Below are 17286 nucleotides of genomic sequence, written 5' to 3'. Positions count from 1 at the left end.
CGACAGTGAGTAGTTCGACAGCAGGCAATTACGCGACCCAGGTCGCAGTCGTCACGGGAGCCGCCTCAGGGATCGGTCGGTCCCTTGCCCTCCAACTGGCCGAACGCGGGGCCAGCCTTGCCTTGTCCGACGTCGACGAAGTGCATCTCGAGGAGACGGCGGACATGTGCCGTACCGCGCATCGTGCGACCGTGGAGACCGCGGTGTTGGACGTGGCAGATCGTGCTGCGTTCCAGGTTTACGCAGAGAGCGTGCAGTCGTCTTTCGGGCGCGTCAACATGGTGTTCAACAATGCCGGCGTCGCCCTCGGCGCCGACGTTGTTGACATGTCCTGGGAGGATTTCGACTGGCTGATGGGCATCAACTTCGGTGGTGTCGTCAACGGGACCAAGGCGTTCCTGCCTTATCTGATCGCCTCTGGTGATGGTCATCTGGTAAACACCTCCAGCGTCTTCGGTCTGGTCGGGATCCCCAGTCAAAGCGCTTACAACGCCGCGAAGTTCGGTGTGCGTGGCTTCACCGAAGCGCTTCGGCAAGAGATGAAAATCAGTCGGCATCCGGTCACGGTGACATGCGTTCACCCCGGCGGCGTCAAGACTAATATCGTCAACAACGCTCGTGGTGTATCCGATATGGGGGCAGATACCGCCACCATTGCCTCGATGTTCAACAACATCGCCAGGACCACTCCGGAGAAAGCTGCGTGCGCCATCCTCAAGGGAATGGACAAGAAGAAGCCCCGAGTGCTGATCGGCGCAGACGCACGTGGCTTCGACTTTGTCGCACGCGTTGTCGGTCCGCGCTACCAGGACATCTCTGCGCCTGTCACACGCGCGGGCTACGCCTTGGCTCGTAAGCGGGGGATCATCAAATGACCCTCGAACAGGAGAATCGGCCGGGCACCACCGCGCGATCGCGAACGCTGACCGTGTCGGAGGTCGTGCAGGAGACCAAGGACTCCGTGAGCATCGCCTTCGAAGTGCCTGACGAGATCGTCGACGATTTCAAGCATCTACCCGGGCAGTTCATTACGTTGAAGATCCCGTCCGACCAGACGGGCCACGTCGCACGATGCTACTCGCTGAGCAGTTCGCCTCATGTCGATGACTTCCGCCTCGAGATCGGGGTGAAGCGCACCGCTGGGGGGTATGCGTCGAACTGGTTGTGTGACAACGTTTCCATCGGCATGGAGGTGACCGTCCTCACGCCATCGGGAAAGTTTACCGCTAAGAGCCTCGACGTCGACTTGCTCTTCTTCGCTGGCGGAAGCGGCATCACTCCGGTTCTGTCGCTGGTGAAGTCGGCTCTGGTGTCGGGCAGTGGGGAAGTTGTCCTGTTCTACGCAAACCGTGACTCCGATTCGATCATGTACGAGTGCCAGCTTGAGCAGATTAGATCTGAATTCGCCGAGCGGTTCACTTTGGTTGACTGGCTTGAGTCGGAGAACGGGATTCCCACATCAGAGGCTGTAGAAAAGATTATTCGTGAACACAAGGGATCGGCAATTTTCACCTGCGGGCCTTCCCCTTTCATGGATCTTGTGGAAAGCTCTGCCGCCGCATGCGGAGTGGATCATTCGGATGTACATCGAGAGGTATTCCAGTCGCTGACGGGTGACCCGTTCGACACCGCAACACTGCGTCGACTCAGTGACGACGAGGGTGTAGCTACGGCCACGGTTTACCTGAACGGAGAGTGCATCACCACGGAGTGGCCACGTAACACGCCTCTGCTCGATGTGCTGCTCTCGCGAGGGCACAATGCCCCGTACTCGTGCCGAGAGGGCGCATGCAGCGCGTGTGTGTGCAAGCTCATCGATGGCGATGTCGAGATGGTGCAGAACAACATCCTCGTAGACGACGACATTGAGGACGGCGAGCGACTCGCGTGCCAGGCACTTCCGCTCACCGACGCTGTGACGGTGAGTTTCGATGACCTCTGACTCCTCGAAAGCTGGCCTATTGTCGCGGCGGTCGCGGGAGGTTCTCTCCAGTGACGGCACGAGGCTGTTTGTCGAGGAGTACGGGCTCGGTGATGATGCGCCGCTGCTGGTGTTCAGCCACGGGTGGGCTTGCCAAGGTCGGTTCTGGAGACCTCAGATCGAGCACTTCGCCACCACACACCGTGTGGTGGTGTATGACCAACGAGGGCATGGCTGGAGCGACCGGGGTCGCGCGCCCTTCTCTTCGTCGGTGCTCGGCGACGATCTCGAGGCTGTCTTGCGCGCTGTCGTCACGTCTAATCGTAAGGCATTGGTGACCGGTCACAGTATGGGCGGGATGTCCATCATGGGTTGGGCTGCCGAGCACCCGGAGTCGGTGCCCGTCTTATCCCGCGGTGCCGTCTTGGCGAGTACCGGCCCCTCGCAGTTGGTGAGTAAATCGACGCTAATTGGGTCGCCACGTCGATTCCGCGCCTCACTGGAGCGGGCCTTCGCAGCCGGGCTCGCCACCGCGGGACCGGAGATGCTTGACACTCGCTTCAACCGACGGTTGGTGAAATACGGGACGATGGGTCCACACGCGCCAGCAGACGTTGTGGCTGAGTGTTCCGACATAGTACTGCGGTGCCCCCCTGCGGTTCGGGGAATGTGGGGCAGGGTCCTGGCCACCATCGATGTGAGCAAAGGAATCGACTCACTTACGGTTCCGACGACAGTGATCGTGGGCTCGGCCGACAAGTTGACACCCGCGGTTCATTCCATTGATCTCGCCGACCGACTGCAGCAGCGCCGCCGGTTACATGAGTTCGTGGCGTTGCCACAGATCGGTCACATGATCAACATGGAGGCGCCAACCTATTTTAACGAAGCAGCGGCCCGATTGGACGCAGCCACGGTAGGCGATGGCTTTTGAACCGTCGACCGGACACACATGAGCTCGTGAGACGGCCACGATCGTCGACAGGCCGCGCGTGTCCGAGTTGGGAGGGGTCCATCGAGGCGTACAGCATCGATGGCATCGCCACGGTGATCTTTTTTCGTCGATGGTGCGCAGCACCTCGGCGGATAAAACTTCGGCAGCACCATCATCGGGCCGTCTTTCGTCAGGGTCGGTACGAAGAACGCAGCCCCGCAACAGCGGGGTGCACAACGAGAATTTGGGGTACCCGGCCATTCTCACTCCGGAGAGTTGAATCTGCGTCATCGTGAACAATGCCGAAGCCTGCCGATGGCTCCCTTCGGCTTTCCGGTCGTGCCGCCGGTGTATGTGATCGACACGGTGCGATCCGGCGGACGATCGGCTGCTTGAGGGAGGGTGCCGAACCGCTGCGAGCGAACCGAGTGGTTTCAGCGAACGGCTCTCCAGCCCGACTCGCTTGAGAGGACCCTTCCGGGTATTGTTAACCCCACAATGTCATTCGTCCGCCGCGTTTCATTTACTCCATCTCAGGTGCAGCGTCGAGCGGCCGATGCCCGTAGCACCCGCTGGGATGAGCATAGAGTCGAGGTACGCGCGCAGCTGGTCGACGCGACCATACGGATCATCGAACGGTATGGTGCAGGCGTCAGCATGGACGACATCGCTGCGGAGGCCCGTGTATCTAAACCAAAGCTGTATCGCTACTTTGGCGACAAAGCGGGCTTGAACGCGGCGGTGGCGGCGAAACTCGGTGCGTTGATGTGGGATTCGGCGAAAGTCACTATTCTCGCCGACCAAGATTATCTTTCGGTTGACGATATGGTTCGCTCGTCCGTCCAGAGCTACGTCACGATCGTCGGGCGGTATCCCACGGTCGTCAGATTCCTTATGGCGAATCACTTGTTTCAGTACTCCGGATCGGGAAATGGCGGAGTTGCTGACGAACTGAGGTCGGTGATGGAGGTCGTCGCCGATCGGTTCACTGAAAGTCTTCAGCGTGTTCACGCAGATACCTCGGTCATTCCCATGGCCGTGGCGTCCATTCTGGGTTCTGGTCTATCTGCGACTCAGTGGTGGATCGACAACGGTCGTGAGCAAGGGGTGGACGATACGTTCTTCGTCGCACACCTATCAGAGACGACGTGGGGAATCATCGACGGCGCGGCCGCAACCGTAGGCGTGGCCTTCTCACGCAGTCTGCCATTCAGCCATCCCGGTTTCGCCTCCCGCCACAAAATAGACTGAATCACCCTAGATATCCCAGAAGTGTAACTGGTCAAGCTGCGTCGGGTTGTTGCGCGGTGCGGTGTGCCCAAGCGGTGTGTTCGTCGTATTCGGTGCAGTGGCGTACGCACCCGTGCAGGAGCCCGACAAGTCTGTTGGCGAGTGCGCGGAGCGCTTGGGTCTCCGGTAGCACGGTGTTGGTCGTAGAACGCGCGAGCGGCCGGACTCTGGCTGAGGGCGCAGAACGCCCACCGGTCGATGGCATCGTAGAGCCGCCGGTTGCGGATATGTCGAGCCAGTACGGCCCGCTTCTTGCCCGACGCAACTGTCAGGGGTGACGTACCGGAGTAATTCTTGCGAGACTTGGCGTTGGTGTAGCGGTCGACGTCGTCGCTGAATTCACCGAGCCACGGGCGGCGAGGATGACACCGATTCCTGGCGGGGAGAGGTAGATGGCGGCGTTGCGTGTCCGCGTCCGGGTGTGTTTCAAAATGGCGGGTCAGTTCGGCTTCGAGGTCGCCGATCTGACGGTTCAACTCCGCGATCAGCGCCAAGAGTGCGCCGAAATCCTCGCGGCAGATCACTTCTCTCTTTAAGCTATGTCGGCTTGGTCGATCCTTTAGTGCAGTTGAATTCTGACATAGTGCAGTTTGTTCTTTTGAAACTGACAGCGGTGCAGGCCGAGCGCGCGAAGACGCGACAGACTCGGCACAATTTTTTTCACGACAGAGAGGTCCGACCATGAAGAGAATTCCGGACGAGGTCAGCGGGTCGGCCGGCCCCGCTGTCGAGAACTGGGCGCGCTCGTTCTGGAGCACGAGTTTCGATTCGCCTGATCTGCCGCCCCACCACCCCGACTGTCTTGGTTGTGGGCCGGAGAATCCGCACGGCCACGCCCTGTCGGTCCAGCGTGACGAGAACGGCGTGGTGGCTCACCACGTGTTCGATCAACGTCATGTCGGGGCACCCGGGATAGCACACGGCGGCGCGGTGGCGACCGTTCTCGACGATCTGTTCGGCTTCCTGCTCTACACAGTGGGTGAGCTCGCCGTGACGCGGCGTCTCGAGCTCGACTACCTAGCGCCGGTTCTGCTCGGCACTCCCTACGTGTTGCGTGCTGCCGTTCGGTCTCGTGATGGGCGCAAACTGGATCTCACGGCCACGATGGACGATGCGCAGGGCAGCTCCGTAGCCACCGCTACTGCCCTGTTCGTGGTGGTCGAGGTCGAACACTTCATGCAGTCCCAAGCCCGAGCCCAACTCCGGGCCACAGACACGAATCACACCGAACAATAGACACCCTGGCCGACCTTCACCGACGTCCATCACCCGCGGTGGCTGTCGTACGGCTGCGTCTACCTGGCGCAAAGACGGCGAGGACGAGTGCCCCAGCGGCGGTCAGGGCCGCCAACGACAGCGTCGCCTGACCACTTCCGTGTACGAATGCGGCTCTGGCGAACTCGGCCAGCGGCTGACCAGCTGGTCCTGCGCGGTCGGCGACCTGCAACGCGGCGGCCAGAGAATCGGCCACCGGACCACGGGCAGGCTCGGGTAGCTGGGGCAGAGCCGGCTGAATGTGCTGAACGTAACCGGCCGCGAGCACGCTACCGGCTACCGCAATCCCAATCGCGGCACCGATTTCGCGAGCTGCGTCGTTGACCGCGGCAGCCACCCCGTGCTTGGCCTCAGGAGTGTCCGAGACGATGGCGAAAGTCGCAGGGGCGGTACACAACCCCAAACCTGCGCTCATGATGAGCAAGGGCCACAGCAGGTCAGGGTAGGTCGCCGCGACGGTCAGTCTGCTCACCATCACCAGTCCCGCCGCGATGGTGAGCAGACCTACAGTGGTCATCACCCGCAGCCCAACAATGTTCGACAGCCAGGGTGCAATCACCGAGATCACGATGAGCGGCACGACCATAGGGGTCAACGCCAACGCGGCGGTGAGCGGTCCATAACCGAGAATCAACTGCAGATACTGCACCAACAGCAAGAACACCCCGAAGGTCACCAAAAATTGGATACAGACAGACAGCGCGCCGGCACCGAAACCACGGCGGGCGAACAACCGGACATCGAGTAGCGGTGCCGAGGAACGTAGTTCTACGACGACGAACACCACAACCGCGAACAAGCCCACCGCAGTGCTGACGGCGACGAGCGAATCCGACCAGCCACGGGCCGGAACCTCGATCACAGCGAAGACGATCGCCCCGACTGCGACAACTACGGTCACAGCGCCCACCCAATCGACCGGTGGATGCTCCTGCTGGCGGGACTCCGCGATACTGCATGCCAACCCGGCCAGGACTGTTCCGGCGACGGTCAACCCGACGAACACCGAGGTCCACGACCACTGCTCGAGTAGCACACCAGCTCCGAGGATGCCCAGGACCGCCCCGGATCCAGCAACCCCGGCCCACACACCTACAGCGCGACCGCGATGCGCCGGTGGAAATCCCGCGGTCAGTATCGACAGCGTCGAGGGCATGACCAGCGCCGCACCCGCCCCAGCCAACGCGCGAGCAGCGATCAGCCACGCCGGGTCGGCGAGAAACAAGGGCAATGCCGACGCGAAAGCGAACAACGCCAACCCCGCCACGAGCACCCCCCGGCGACCGTACCGGTCACCGATCGCACCGGCAGGCAGCACGAAGCACGCCAATACCAACGTGTAACCGTCGACTATCCAGGTCAGTTGGGCTTGCGTCGCCCCTGTCGCGACCGCGATCTGTGGCAACGCTGAATACAATGCCGCCATTGCGGCCACCACCAACGCGACTGCCATGCACGACACAATCAACATCCACCACTGGGCACCGCTCCATCGAGCGACGCTGGCAGAGTCGGATCTACGTTCGTTCAACGGCCAGCCTCTCAGCTCGAGACTGATCGTCTCGGTACGAGACTATTAGTATCACAACTCAGCGGGTGTGACAGAATGATCAATCGAGGACATGTCTTGTCAGTCAAATGGAGCGGAGCCCGTTCATGGTCGACCCTCTCGTTGCAACCGAGGGCTCGGCCGACCCCCGGCTGGCGCGCTCACGTAACCGGTTACTCGAAGCGGCCGGTCAGCTGCTGTCCACCGGCGGTGTGGAGGCGGTCACCGTGGAGGCGGTCACCCGCATGTCGAAGGTTGCACGTGCCACTCTGTACCGACATTTCGGAAGTACCACTGACCTGCTCGCTGCAACCTTCGAGCGACTATTACCCCCAGTCGACACCGATATCGATACCGGTCCGCTACGTGAACGTCTGATTTCGTTGCTCACCACCCAAGCCGACCTCATCGACCAAGCTCCGGTGCAGATGACCACGCTGGCCTGGCTGGCAATGGGGCCCGTCAACAGCGGCGACGCCAGCCGGCGCGATCTCGATCCTGGCGCGGTGGTCTCGCTTCGGGCCCGTGTCATAGAGCAATACCGCAGGTCCCTGGATCAGATCCTGACGGCGCCTGACGCTCGCGCTGTGCTCGGCGAGATCGACACCACCTTCGCCCTCATTCAGCTCCTCGGACCGATAGTGTTCGCTCGCCTCACAGGACTGCGCCACATCCACGCCGACGACTGCATCCAAATCGTCGACAACTTTCTCGCCGCCCATGCCGCAAGTGTCCGATCGAGCACTTCGCGCGACAACAGCCGTCCATGGCCGGCCGCGGCGCTAGACCCGCAGCTCACCGACGGCCAGTAAAACTTGATGGGAAATTTCACCATCAATGCGCTATCCAGTCAGGGATCGCAGCGCTCACTGGATAAGGCCGGACGTGTGCTCGAGAACTCGGAGTTGCACTGCAGTGCACTTCTGACATCGTGCAGCCGTCTTCTGAAACTGACAGAGTGACGTCGCGCCGCGTACGGCGGCGGAGTCCATTAAAAAGTCCATTGGACTATTCCGGCTTCCCGTAGTCTCTACTGGACAGATTGAGTCCAGCAGGGCCGGAGGAGCATGAAGATCGGATACGCGCGGTGCAGTACCGCCCGGCAGGACACCGCAGTCCAGATCGGGTTGCTCGGCAAGATCGGCGTCGAACGCGATCGGGTGTACGTCGACAACGGAGTCAGTGGCCGGCAAAGCAAACGCCCGGGCCTTGAGAACGCGATCAACGCCAGCCGCGAAGGCGATGAATTCTGCGTCACCAAACTCGACCGACTCTCCCGATCTGCCGGCGACCTCCACGAAACCGTGAACCGCCTCGCAGCCAGGGGAGTGGCACTATCGATCGACGGCAAGGTCTACGACCCCGCCGACCCGATGGGCAAAATGTTCATCGGAATGCTCGGTCTCATGGCCGAATTCGAATCCGACCTCATCCGAGCCCGCACCCGCGATGCCATCGCCGCGGCCGCAGCCGCAGGCAAAATGAAGGGCAGGCCACACACTCTCACGCCTGAGGAACGCGCCTACCTGCTCCAGGTGTACGAGACACGGCAGTTCAAGATCGAAACGCTATGCAAGAACACCGGATTGAAAAGATCCGCCCTCTACAACAACCTCACTCTCGCGCGCCAGGAGCGAGGCGACTCCCGCACGACTGCGAAAGGTGAGTAGTGCAGTCGACTCCTGAAAATGCAGTCATATTCTGAAACTGACACCCGCCACCGACTACGCGCACATTTTCACATCCTTTACGGCACGCGGGTGGCCTGCAGAAGCTTTGACCGGCGGAAGCCTGTCATGGGCCATCCTCCCGGCCGGGCGGAAGAACTACCCGAACACGACCGGGGAACAGCCACCGGCAACACAGTTGACCACAAGCAGGAACGCGCCGACGCCGGCAGTGCAGCGACCGCCGACGCCATACGCACAAGCCATGGAATCCGGTACACGGCCACACCGATCCTGAGCTACCTTCACAGCTGTGATCAGCAAAGACGCCGGCCCCGCCTCGTCGGGCAAGAACCGAAACCTGCGCCGCCTGACGGCAGCCATCATCGGGATCGCACTGCTGATCACCGTCGTCATCGTTGCCCCCAAGGCGTGGGACGCACTGATCGTCGCAGTCCCCGCCACATGGTCGTGGTTCCTTCGCCAAGACATCACACCCGGCCGCGGAACCATCATCGGCGGGTTCTTCGTCGTTGTTGCCGCCGCAATCGCCTACACCGGCACCCACCTCACCCGCACCAGCAACCAACGCAACGCAGACCGCTCCCACAATCGAGCAGACCTACAAGAACTACGACGCCGATTCGTCAGCACCACAGCCCAATTCGCCGACCTATCACCAGAAGTCAGACTCGCCGGCGTCTACGCACTTGAAGCACTCACCGACGACTGGATCGAACGAGGACGACACACAGACGCCCAAACCTGCATCAACTATCTCTGCGGCTATCTCACCCGCCCCTACACACCACCGACCGAAAACCCCACCCTCCGACGCCGCACCACACGAACTTACCGAACCAAATACGACTACACAGACAACGTCTACGAGCATCCGAAAGACGACCTCAACGTCCGGCAAGCCATCACCCGCACCATCGCCAACCATCTCCCACCCAATCACCACCACAGCTGGAGCAACTACAACTACGATCTCACCGGCGCTTACTTCCACAACGCAGACTTCACAGGCTGCCACTTCAGGGGAGCTATAGACTTCACCGGAGCCAACTTCCATGGCGAGCAGACATCGTTCGACAACGCGAAATTCCTCGGTAGTCAGACTTCTTTCTCCCAAGCGCGATTCCAGAGCAACAAGACATCGTTTGACAACGCGAAGTTCTACAGCAACCGAACGTTATTCAACTTCGCGCAGTTCAGCAGCCAGCGGGTATACTTCGACCAGGCAGAGTTCCGTGGTGAGCTCACGTCGTTTAACAACGCGGACTTCGACGGCGAGGAGACGTCTTTCTCCTATGCAAAATTCAAAAGCACGTGGCAGACATCGTTTTTCTTTGTGGATTTCCACAGCAGCAGCGAGACGTCGTTCACCTTTGCCGAGTTCCGCGGCAAACATGCCTTTTTCTCTCATGCGTTGTTCTACGGAAAGTATACGTCTTTTGTCAGTGCGAAGTTCAACAGTAAAGAGACGTCGTTCGACTTTACGGACTTCCACGGCGAGGAGACGCGGTTCTACCGGGCGCAGTTCCTCAGCACGAAGACCTCGTTCGTATTTCCGCGTTCATGGAACAACGTCTACTTCGACTGGGATACTCCAGTGCCCTACGCCGCGACAGCACCCAAATCAGACAAAATCGTCCCTCACCACTGGCCACCCCCCACCCTAGAACAGAACGACTAGAGCTGCCGCGACACCAAGCGTGTTCCTGCTGCGTCGCTGCCGCGTGTTTTGCCCTCTTCTGCCACAGTCAGAGGCTGTGAATCCCCGTGAGTGGCCGCCCGTGCCCAAGCCCTGACGGGGTAAGCGCTACCACGGCAACGAGCGTGGTCGGGTTCGGTCGCTCCCGCACAATCGCCTCGCGCCGGCGGCTGCGAAGGTGGTCGACCCGCCGGGCGTCAATGTCCGTGAGGTATTCCGCCTGTCGGCGGTGCCGGCCACCCTGCGGGCGTCCACCGAATCGAACTCCGCTGCGCTCCGTCCTGTGAAAAGAATTCCTGTTTTCCCCTTCTGGCCTTCCGATTTTGACCGGCGGTGACCTCCGCGCAACCGCCGGCGTCCGCTACGCTCCCGGCCCCAAGGGGCTCCGAAAACTTTTCACAGACGCCTCCGGCTGAAAACTTCCCGGCCCGACCATTGCACTCCGGCCCCCTCATACCGGTCCAACTCTCCTCTGCCAGAACGGCAAAAAAATTGGCGGGCCACCCGGTTCGCCACGTTGAGCAGGGGAGCGCGAGATGCCGAAGACCACCGCCCAGAAAGCCCACAGCAGCACCGACACCGACAACTACGGTGCAGTGGTCACCCACACCACCGCCACCATCGTCGGACGCCAGAAAGCCGTGGTCAACGTCCACGCCGCCGCCACCGACGACGCCCAGATGATCGTCACCATGGGTCGTCTGATGATGACCTTCCGCTCCGCCGCCGCCGTCCACGCCTTCATCGCCGGACTGGCCGACGCCCGAACCCTCATCGGCCGCATCGACAACCAGGCACCCCAGCCCGGGGGACCGGGCGACGACTACGCCCGCGCCGCCATGTCCGTGGTCTGGATCGCGCCACCGGAGACCGCCGTCACCCCACGCGAGCAGTACGTACCGGCTCGGCGACGCACCATGCACTGGGTCGAGGTCCACATGGGACCGGTCACCTGGCGCATCATCGACCGACTCGGCTACGTCACCATGCTCGACGAGCTCCGAAACGTGCACCGCATGGCCGTCGCGATCTTCACCGACGGCGAGCAGTACTCGAGCGACCCGACCACTCTGACCGACGCATTCGACGACGCCGAGCGCGAACACCAGGAAGACATGGCCGCACCCTGGCGACGACGTTTGTAGCCACACCCGATCCGGCCCCGGAACCCGACACGGGTTGCGGGGCCGTGTCGTCTCCATCCACAAGTAAAGCTTCTATCCCCAGATTCCGGAAAATGCCTGCGCATCGCGGACCTCGCTGGCGCTCGGTACGCGATGCTGGAAGAACCACGCACCACAGGCCGCCCGGCTCACCCACCCGAAGGGACATGACATCGATGATCACCTGGACCGTCACCACCCGACCCGACCGACGACCCGAAACCATCACCGCCGCAGGAGCAGAGCCAAGCCTCGACGCAGCGAAGCGAGCCGCCGCCGACGCCGTCCGCTACGCCCTGCTCGACGCACAGGCCCACGCCGACGCCAGCCCCACCAACACCCCGCCGACCTACCTCGTCACCATCGACGGAGCATGCGCCCTCATCGTCAGCCTCGGAGCCTGCCGACCCGCCAACTACACCGGCGTCCTCGACAACCTCGAACACTTCGACGGCACCGCCACCCACCTGCTATACCTCTAGAACTCGCACTACCAGAACAGTGCCAAAGACGTTGCAGGGGAACATTTCTGTCGGTACCCATTGCCACACTTGGCGTCATGCGAATTCGAACTCTCGACGGACCGCCACTACCCGCCGAAATCGTCGAACAGGCGGCCCGCGCAATTGCCCTCTGCCACGGCCTCGGTCAGCAGTACGTGACTGGCGATGACTCCACCAGGAAAACTACGGTCAAGCCGCTACTGTCACCTCCGTGAGCCTCCACGCCCAGGTCCCCACCCCGGCCACTCCAACCAGCCCGGTCGAATCAACGGACCCGGCAGGCATCGGCGTGTGGTTGCTCGACAACCTCACACAACCAGCAGCGACCGTCATCGCCAGCCTCGGAATCATCGTCGCCGCACTTATCACGTTCGCCATCGGCTATCTCAGTCGCAGACAGCTCGATCGGCACCACAAAGCAACCCACACCCTCGCCGACACCCAGGCCCTCCGTGACCGCTTCACCACCATCACCGGACAACTCGCCGACCCCGCGCCCGCGATTCGTACCGCCGCTGTCTCGGCGCTCGAAGCCCTCGCCGACGACTGGCTCGACCGTGACAAGCCACGAGAAACCCAAGCCTGCATCAACGTCTTCTGCGACTACCTCCGAACACCGTACAAGCCACCCACCCGAAACCCGCACCTACGCAAACAGACCCGCCGAACCCACCGAACCAAGTTCGATTACACCGATACCACCCACGAATATCCACACGACGACCTCGACACCCGCCACGCTATCGTCCGCACCATCGCCGCACACCTCCAGAAGGGCCACGTCCACGGCTGGAGCGCCTTCGACTTCGACCTCACGGGTGCCTACCTTCACGAGGTCAACTTCAGCGGGGCGACGTTCAGCGGCCAGGACACCTCGTTCGAGGGTGCAACGTTCAGCGGCGCATACGCTACTTTCGTCCTGTCGACGTTCAACAGCGTGCGTACAACGTTCCGCGGGGCGACGTTCGGTAGCGAGTACAGCACCCTCTTTAGCGGGGCGACTTTCAACGGGCGGCACACCCTGTTCGACCGGGCGACGTTCGGTAGCGAGCTCACAGGATTCCTTTTTGCGACGTTCAGCGGCCGGGATACGTCGTTCGAGGGTGCAACGTTCAGTGGCCAGGACACCTTGTTCGAGTGTGCAACGTTCAGGGGCAAGAACACCTCGTTCGAGGATGCGACGTTCAGCGGCAAGAACATCACGTTCGAGAATCCGAAAAAGTGGGTCAACGTGTTGGTCGATTGGGAACGCGGTCCCGAGAGCGCTTTCGGACCCCTTCCCCCGCAACCAGAGTCCGTACGTCCCCACGAATGGCCGCCCGTACCGGAGTCAGGAGGACTGGACCGCTGGGGCCGTATCGAAAGCCTCGACTAAGCAACTGCTACCGCGACACCGAGCGTGGCCGGCCTCCGTCGCTCCCGCACAGTCACCGCGTCAGCTCCACGGCTGTGAGGTGGTCGCCGTCGGCGTCGACTAGCCGGGTGCATTCCGCCTGACGGCGGTGCCGGCCACCCTGCGGGCGTCCCCTGAATGGAGCTCCGCTGCGCTCCGCACCGTGGAAGAGCAAGACGTTTTTTCACTGCGGTTCTGGCTACCGGCGAGCATTCATCACCCGTGGCCGCCGCCTCAACCCCTCGCTCCGCTGCGCTACGGCCAAGGCTCCGAACACTTTTCGTAGAGCAGTCGCTGCGCTCCCACGAAAACTGTCCGAGACGAGGGGTTGCCCCGTCGGTCCCGTGCGCTGACTTCTCTCCTCACGCCAGAAACGGCGAAAAAACGTGGCAGGGCAACAAGGTCCGGCCACCAGTTGAGAAGGGACGTAGCGACATGCACGACACCATCGCAGGACCCAGGACGGTGGGACTGCGCACCGCGATCATGACCGCGATCGCCGGAGTCCCGGCGCAGGTCAAGACCCACGCACTCGCGCAGGTCACCGCCTACACCGAGCAGGTCAACCGAGCTGCTGAGGACGCAAATTCGACCACCGTCGATGCGCATCTCGAGCGGGCCGCGTTCTGGGCCTGCATCGCCCGCGAACACGGAGCCAGTGAGGCCGAAATCCACGCCGCACGGCTCGCAGGCCACCACCACGTGGCCACCGCCCGGCAGTAACCCCCGAGGCCCACACCGGCCCCGGAAAACAAGAAACACCGGACAGCTCCTAACTGCCCGGTGTCTCCAACCGAAGAATCTATCAGGGAGAGACACCACCATGACCGCAAGCATCGAAACCACCACCGCCGCAACCGAAGCCCCCACGACCGGCACCACGCCGGTCGTGGGGGCGGGCGAGGAGTACGCCCGCCTGCACCCCACTGCCCTCGAGGTCGGACCGAACGTCCGCGACGAGGTCGATACCGAGTCGGCCAAGTTCCGCGCGGTCGTCGCCTCCATCATCGAGCTCGGTGTGCTGGTGCCGATCCTCGCGCGTCGCGACGGTGACCTGGTCGTCGTCATCGATGGACAGGTCCGTACCCTCGCCGCGATCGAAGCCGGTGTCGAGAGCGTGCCGGTACTGATCCGGACCGCCGCGAGCAAGGCCAAGGATCGAGAAATCGAACGTCTCACCAAGCAGGTGAACACCAACGACTGCCGCATCGCGCTCACCGACGGCCAACGCGCCAAGGCCGTGACCGACATGCTCGATCTCGGTGTCTCTGTCACCAAGATCGCCAAGGCGTTGCACTACGACAATCGGGAGACCGCGAAAACCGCAGGTACAGCGGGCCGCTCGCAGACCGCCCGCGCGGCCCTCGACGCCGGGCAGCTCACCCTCGACCAGGCTGCGATCGTCGCGGAGTTCGACGCCGAAGGCGACACCGCCGCCGTCGAGAAGCTCCTGGGAGCGCGGTACGACTTCCGGTGGATCGCGCAGCGTTTGCTCAACGACCGTGCCGAGCGCAAAGCCCGCGCCGAAGCAGGCATCCCCTACGCCGAACGAGGGTTCACCCTCCTCGAGGAAGAACCGGCCTACGGCGACCCGTACCTGCGCGCAGACGATCTGGTGACTGTCGACGGTGACCCGGTGACCGACGCCGTGATCGACGGCGCAGCGGGGCACTGGGCGGTGTGGCTCTCGAAGGAAGAGCGATACACCCTCACCGCCACAGGCGAAATTATCGAAGAGGACAGCATCGACTGGGACACCGAGGACGACCTGTCAGCAGAGCCCGAGGCCGGACTGCACCACCACAAGGACATCGGAACCGTCGAGGTCTGGGTGCCGGAATACTTCACCGCAGACCCCGACGCCGCTGGTGTGAAGCCAGGGCCGATCCTCGCGGCCGCGTTGGCCGCACCCGCCGGTGACGTGGACCCCGCCGACGCCGAGGCAGTCGCCCAGGCGGCCGAGCAGAAGCGGCTCGCCGCCGAGGCGGCAGCGAAGGAAGCCGAGAGGGCCGCGCGGCGGCGCACCAAGGCGCTCAACGTCGCATCGCTCGCCGCGACCGTGGTCCGCAAGGAGTTCCTGTCGAAGTTCCTCACCAGCAAGACCCTGCCGAAGGGTGCCGCGAAGTGGATCACCGACACTCTCGTCGAAGAGCCGGGACTGCTCACCCAGAACAAAGCCTCCGAGCACCTCGCTGAGATGCTCGGTGTCACAGTCGACAAGCCCGCAACCGAGCGGTGGGGCGACTGGAAAGAACGCGCCGCACGCGATGCTCTGGCACCGGTGATCGACAAGGCCAGCGACACTCGCGCACAGGTGATCCTGCTCGCGCAGATCCTCGCCGCCTACGAGGCACGAATGAGCGGGACCGGCAAGGATTGGTGGAAGCGCAGCGGCTACGGGAACCAGGACAACTACCTGGACCTACTGGTCGAGCACGGTTACGACCTGACCCCGGTCGAGCAGGTCGCAGCCGGAACGCTCACCCCCGAGCAGGGCTACGACGCCTTGACCGCCCCCACCCAGGAGAGCATCACCGACTAGGAATCGGAACCGGTAGCGGGTGCCCCTCTACGGTGCCCGCCACCGGCGGCTCGACGTCCCCGGCCCGGGTCGAGGGGGCCTGCGGCGGCCCCTCGAGCTCCCCCGCTCGGCGCACCACCCCCGGCCCGCTCGCGTCGACGCAGGCGGCTCACCGCCCGTCAGTGTGCGGCGTTGTATGCCTCTTCGATATCGGCCGGAATCCGGCCGCGTTCGCTGATCTCGTAGCCCTGGTCGAATGCCCACTGCCGGATCGCGCGCGTCTGCTCCGGATCACGTTTGACCGATCCGCCGGCCACTGTCGCGGACGCGGCAGCGGGGGAGGGCTTACGCTTGCGGCCACCGACCCGTGTCGCATGCCCGACGTAGTAGTCGAGTTTCTTGTGAAACTCGTTTGCGTTCTTAGCTTTCAGGTCGATCGAGTACTCGACGCCGTTGATCGCGAACTCGATCGTCTCGCCGGAATCGTCGTCGATGACCGACCCGTCGATATCGTCCACCAATTGGGTTGTCACTCGTTTGGCCACAGCCGGAAAACCTTTCATCGACACATTCGCAATGCGCAACCGCATTCGTCTTCTCGAGGATAACCAGCGTCGATATCCGCATTCTTCATCGACACGGTAATTCGAGCCGCATTCGATTTCCCGGAAACGGACACGGGAAAGTAATACAGCTGGGCCACTGGTGAGCTATTGAAGCAGCCACAGACTGTGCAGTGCAACAGTATTCGGTCGCGTGAACGCGTCCGAACGTCCCCTTCGGGGCCGCCCCATATGGGTCACCATTTTTGGTCGTACGAGTCGACCGAGTCTGACATGCCGGGGACCCCGACCAGTCAACCCACGGTCGCAAGCTCCCTCTTCGGGGTTGACAGGCCACCCTCGTCATGTCGATCGGGGACGTCTCATCCGAACCTTTGGAAGGTGTCCCTGACATGAAGAACTGCGAACTGCTCAACGATCACCAGATCATCACCGGCCTCATCGGCGAAGCCGCGCAGCTCCCCGCCGAAGATCCGCGCGCGGTTCGGTGGGCCACCGAAGCGCTCGCGCTGGCGCGCGTGCTGGAGCTGGAGCTGCTCATCGAGGAGGCCGAGGGAGTGCTCGGACGGATCGAGCACGACACCACCTGCCGGTGGTGCGCCGGGCAGCCGGGCGCAGCCATCCCGGTCGGGTCCTTCTGGTGCACCCACTGAGCCAGCCCCCACGGGGGTCCCGGTCCCACCATGGGTGTGGGTTGTCATCCGATATGGCGAGGCTTACTGGATTGACCTGCGGTCCGCCACATTCGCGGGATGCAACGGCCGATGATTCTTCTCATCGAATGTGG

General features: G+C 62.5%; 17 protein-coding genes and 1 pseudogene. 15 read left to right on the top strand and 3 right to left on the bottom strand.

All coding sequences use genetic code 11. The features are described 5' to 3' along the window. Positions 1-5 precede the first annotated feature (5 nt). The 4 genes from CH274_RS24630 to CH274_RS24615 all read left to right on the top strand — a co-directional run bounded on the left by CH274_RS24630 (position 6) and on the right by CH274_RS24615 (position 4106). Positions 6-875: an SDR family NAD(P)-dependent oxidoreductase gene (locus tag CH274_RS24630; RefSeq protein WP_027498241.1), complete on the top strand. Its 870-nt coding sequence runs from the start codon at positions 6-8 to the stop codon at positions 873-875. Continuing rightward, positions 872-1942, top strand: a complete 1071-nt coding sequence (locus CH274_RS24625) for a ferredoxin--NADP reductase (protein WP_032370854.1) — start codon at positions 872-874, stop codon at positions 1940-1942. The genes CH274_RS24630 and CH274_RS24625 overlap by 4 nt, the downstream gene beginning before the upstream one ends. Continuing rightward, complete coding sequence (locus CH274_RS24620; RefSeq protein WP_032370855.1) at positions 1932-2855, top strand: alpha/beta fold hydrolase; 924 nt, start codon at positions 1932-1934, stop codon at positions 2853-2855. Before CH274_RS24625 ends, CH274_RS24620 begins: the two co-directional genes overlap by 11 nt. 498 nt (positions 2856-3353) lie before the next feature. Further along, positions 3354-4106: a TetR/AcrR family transcriptional regulator gene (locus tag CH274_RS24615; RefSeq protein WP_094643797.1), complete on the top strand. Its 753-nt coding sequence runs from the start codon at positions 3354-3356 to the stop codon at positions 4104-4106. Between the two features lie 31 nt (positions 4107-4137). Here the strand turns inward: CH274_RS24615 and CH274_RS24610 are convergent. Beyond that, positions 4138-4645: pseudogene (locus CH274_RS24610) on the bottom strand (transposase); the annotation flags it as partial. Between the two features lie 181 nt (positions 4646-4826). Between CH274_RS24610 and CH274_RS24605 the strand changes: the two are divergent. Beyond that, positions 4827-5381 (top strand): PaaI family thioesterase, encoded by a 555-nt coding sequence (locus CH274_RS24605; protein WP_024793411.1) that lies wholly within the window; start codon positions 4827-4829, stop codon positions 5379-5381. A gap of 16 nt (positions 5382-5397) precedes the next feature. On the opposite strand, the gene CH274_RS24600 is transcribed toward CH274_RS24605, so the two are convergent. Beyond that, positions 5398-6873 carry an MFS transporter gene (locus CH274_RS24600; RefSeq protein WP_371828019.1) on the bottom strand — a complete coding sequence of 492 codons (1476 nt, stop codon included), beginning with the start codon at positions 6871-6873 and terminating at the stop codon, positions 5398-5400. Positions 6874-7076: 203 nt separating this feature from the next. Here CH274_RS24600 and CH274_RS24595 point away from each other — a divergent pair, with 203 nt between their 5' ends. From CH274_RS24595 to CH274_RS24565, 9 genes are all read left to right on the top strand, one after another. Beyond that, positions 7077-7781, top strand: coding sequence for a TetR/AcrR family transcriptional regulator (locus CH274_RS24595; protein WP_032364248.1), 705 nt, complete (start codon positions 7077-7079; stop codon positions 7779-7781). Positions 7782-8036: 255 nt separating this feature from the next. Continuing rightward, a complete protein-coding gene (locus tag CH274_RS24590) occupies positions 8037-8639 on the top strand; it encodes a recombinase family protein (RefSeq protein WP_094659245.1) in 603 nt (200 codons plus the stop codon). A 310-nt stretch (positions 8640-8949) separates the two neighbouring features. Further along, positions 8950-10338: a pentapeptide repeat-containing protein gene (locus CH274_RS24585; protein ID WP_094659244.1), complete on the top strand. Its 1389-nt coding sequence runs from the start codon at positions 8950-8952 to the stop codon at positions 10336-10338. Between the two features lie 554 nt (positions 10339-10892). Next, complete coding sequence (locus tag CH274_RS24580; protein ID WP_094659243.1) at positions 10893-11501, top strand: hypothetical protein; 609 nt, start codon at positions 10893-10895, stop codon at positions 11499-11501. Positions 11502-11686: 185 nt separating this feature from the next. Then, a complete protein-coding gene (locus CH274_RS24575) occupies positions 11687-12001 on the top strand; it encodes a hypothetical protein (RefSeq protein ID WP_256993687.1) in 315 nt (104 codons plus the stop codon). 77 nt (positions 12002-12078) lie between these two features. Continuing rightward, the gene (locus CH274_RS29375) at positions 12079-12237 is read left to right on the top strand and encodes a hypothetical protein (protein WP_179275858.1); all 159 of its coding nucleotides are present in this window, start codon (positions 12079-12081) and stop codon (positions 12235-12237) included. Further along, positions 12234-13397, top strand: a complete 1164-nt coding sequence (locus CH274_RS24570) for a pentapeptide repeat-containing protein (RefSeq protein WP_143546638.1) — start codon at positions 12234-12236, stop codon at positions 13395-13397. The genes CH274_RS29375 and CH274_RS24570 overlap by 4 nt, the downstream gene beginning before the upstream one ends. Positions 13398-13850: 453 nt before the next feature. Next, complete coding sequence (locus CH274_RS29370; RefSeq protein ID WP_179275857.1) at positions 13851-14138, top strand: hypothetical protein; 288 nt, start codon at positions 13851-13853, stop codon at positions 14136-14138. Positions 14139-14238: 100 nt separating this feature from the next. Further along, positions 14239-15957, top strand: a complete 1719-nt coding sequence (locus tag CH274_RS24565) for a ParB/RepB/Spo0J family partition protein (RefSeq protein ID WP_179275856.1) — start codon at positions 14239-14241, stop codon at positions 15955-15957. Positions 15958-16115: 158 nt separating this feature from the next. On the opposite strand, the gene CH274_RS24560 is transcribed toward CH274_RS24565, so the two are convergent. Continuing rightward, entirely contained in the window at positions 16116-16481 is a 366-nt protein-coding gene (locus CH274_RS24560; protein WP_094659261.1) for a histone-like nucleoid-structuring protein Lsr2, read from the bottom strand. Positions 16482-16891: 410 nt separating this feature from the next. Between CH274_RS24560 and CH274_RS24555 the strand changes: the two genes are divergently transcribed. Further along, positions 16892-17152, top strand: coding sequence for a hypothetical protein (locus CH274_RS24555; RefSeq protein WP_094659240.1), 261 nt, complete (start codon positions 16892-16894; stop codon positions 17150-17152). Positions 17153-17286 lie beyond the last annotated feature (134 nt).

It is taken from the genome of Rhodococcus sp. 06-418-5, from assembly GCF_002258285.1.
GTDB lineage: Bacteria > Actinomycetota > Actinomycetes > Mycobacteriales > Mycobacteriaceae > Rhodococcoides.
This window is presented reverse-complemented; position numbering and strand designations above follow the sequence as displayed.

Bases quoted from the DNA above. Each gene is read 5' to 3' on its own strand.
- CH274_RS24625 (WP_032370854.1), top strand. From the start codon at position 872: ATGACCCTCGAACAGGAGAATCGGCCGGGCACCACCGCGCGATCGCGA.
- CH274_RS24620 (WP_032370855.1), top strand. From the start codon at position 1,932: ATGACCTCTGACTCCTCGAAAGCTGGCCTATTGTCGCGGCGGTCGCGG.
- CH274_RS24615 (WP_094643797.1), top strand. From the start codon at position 3,354: ATGTCATTCGTCCGCCGCGTTTCATTTACTCCATCTCAGGTGCAGCGT.
- CH274_RS24605 (WP_024793411.1), top strand. From the start codon at position 4,827: ATGAAGAGAATTCCGGACGAGGTCAGCGGGTCGGCCGGCCCCGCTGTC.
- CH274_RS24600 (WP_371828019.1), bottom strand. From the start codon at position 6,873: ATGGCAGTCGCGTTGGTGGTGGCCGCAATGGCGGCATTGTATTCAGCG.
- CH274_RS24595 (WP_032364248.1), top strand. From the start codon at position 7,077: ATGGTCGACCCTCTCGTTGCAACCGAGGGCTCGGCCGACCCCCGGCTG.
- CH274_RS24590 (WP_094659245.1), top strand. From the start codon at position 8,037: ATGAAGATCGGATACGCGCGGTGCAGTACCGCCCGGCAGGACACCGCA.
- CH274_RS24580 (WP_094659243.1), top strand. From the start codon at position 10,893: ATGCCGAAGACCACCGCCCAGAAAGCCCACAGCAGCACCGACACCGAC.
- CH274_RS24575 (WP_256993687.1), top strand. From the start codon at position 11,687: ATGACATCGATGATCACCTGGACCGTCACCACCCGACCCGACCGACGA.
- CH274_RS29375 (WP_179275858.1), top strand. From the start codon at position 12,079: ATGCGAATTCGAACTCTCGACGGACCGCCACTACCCGCCGAAATCGTC.
- CH274_RS29370 (WP_179275857.1), top strand. From the start codon at position 13,851: ATGCACGACACCATCGCAGGACCCAGGACGGTGGGACTGCGCACCGCG.
- CH274_RS24565 (WP_179275856.1), top strand. From the start codon at position 14,239: ATGACCGCAAGCATCGAAACCACCACCGCCGCAACCGAAGCCCCCACG.
- CH274_RS24555 (WP_094659240.1), top strand. From the start codon at position 16,892: ATGAAGAACTGCGAACTGCTCAACGATCACCAGATCATCACCGGCCTC.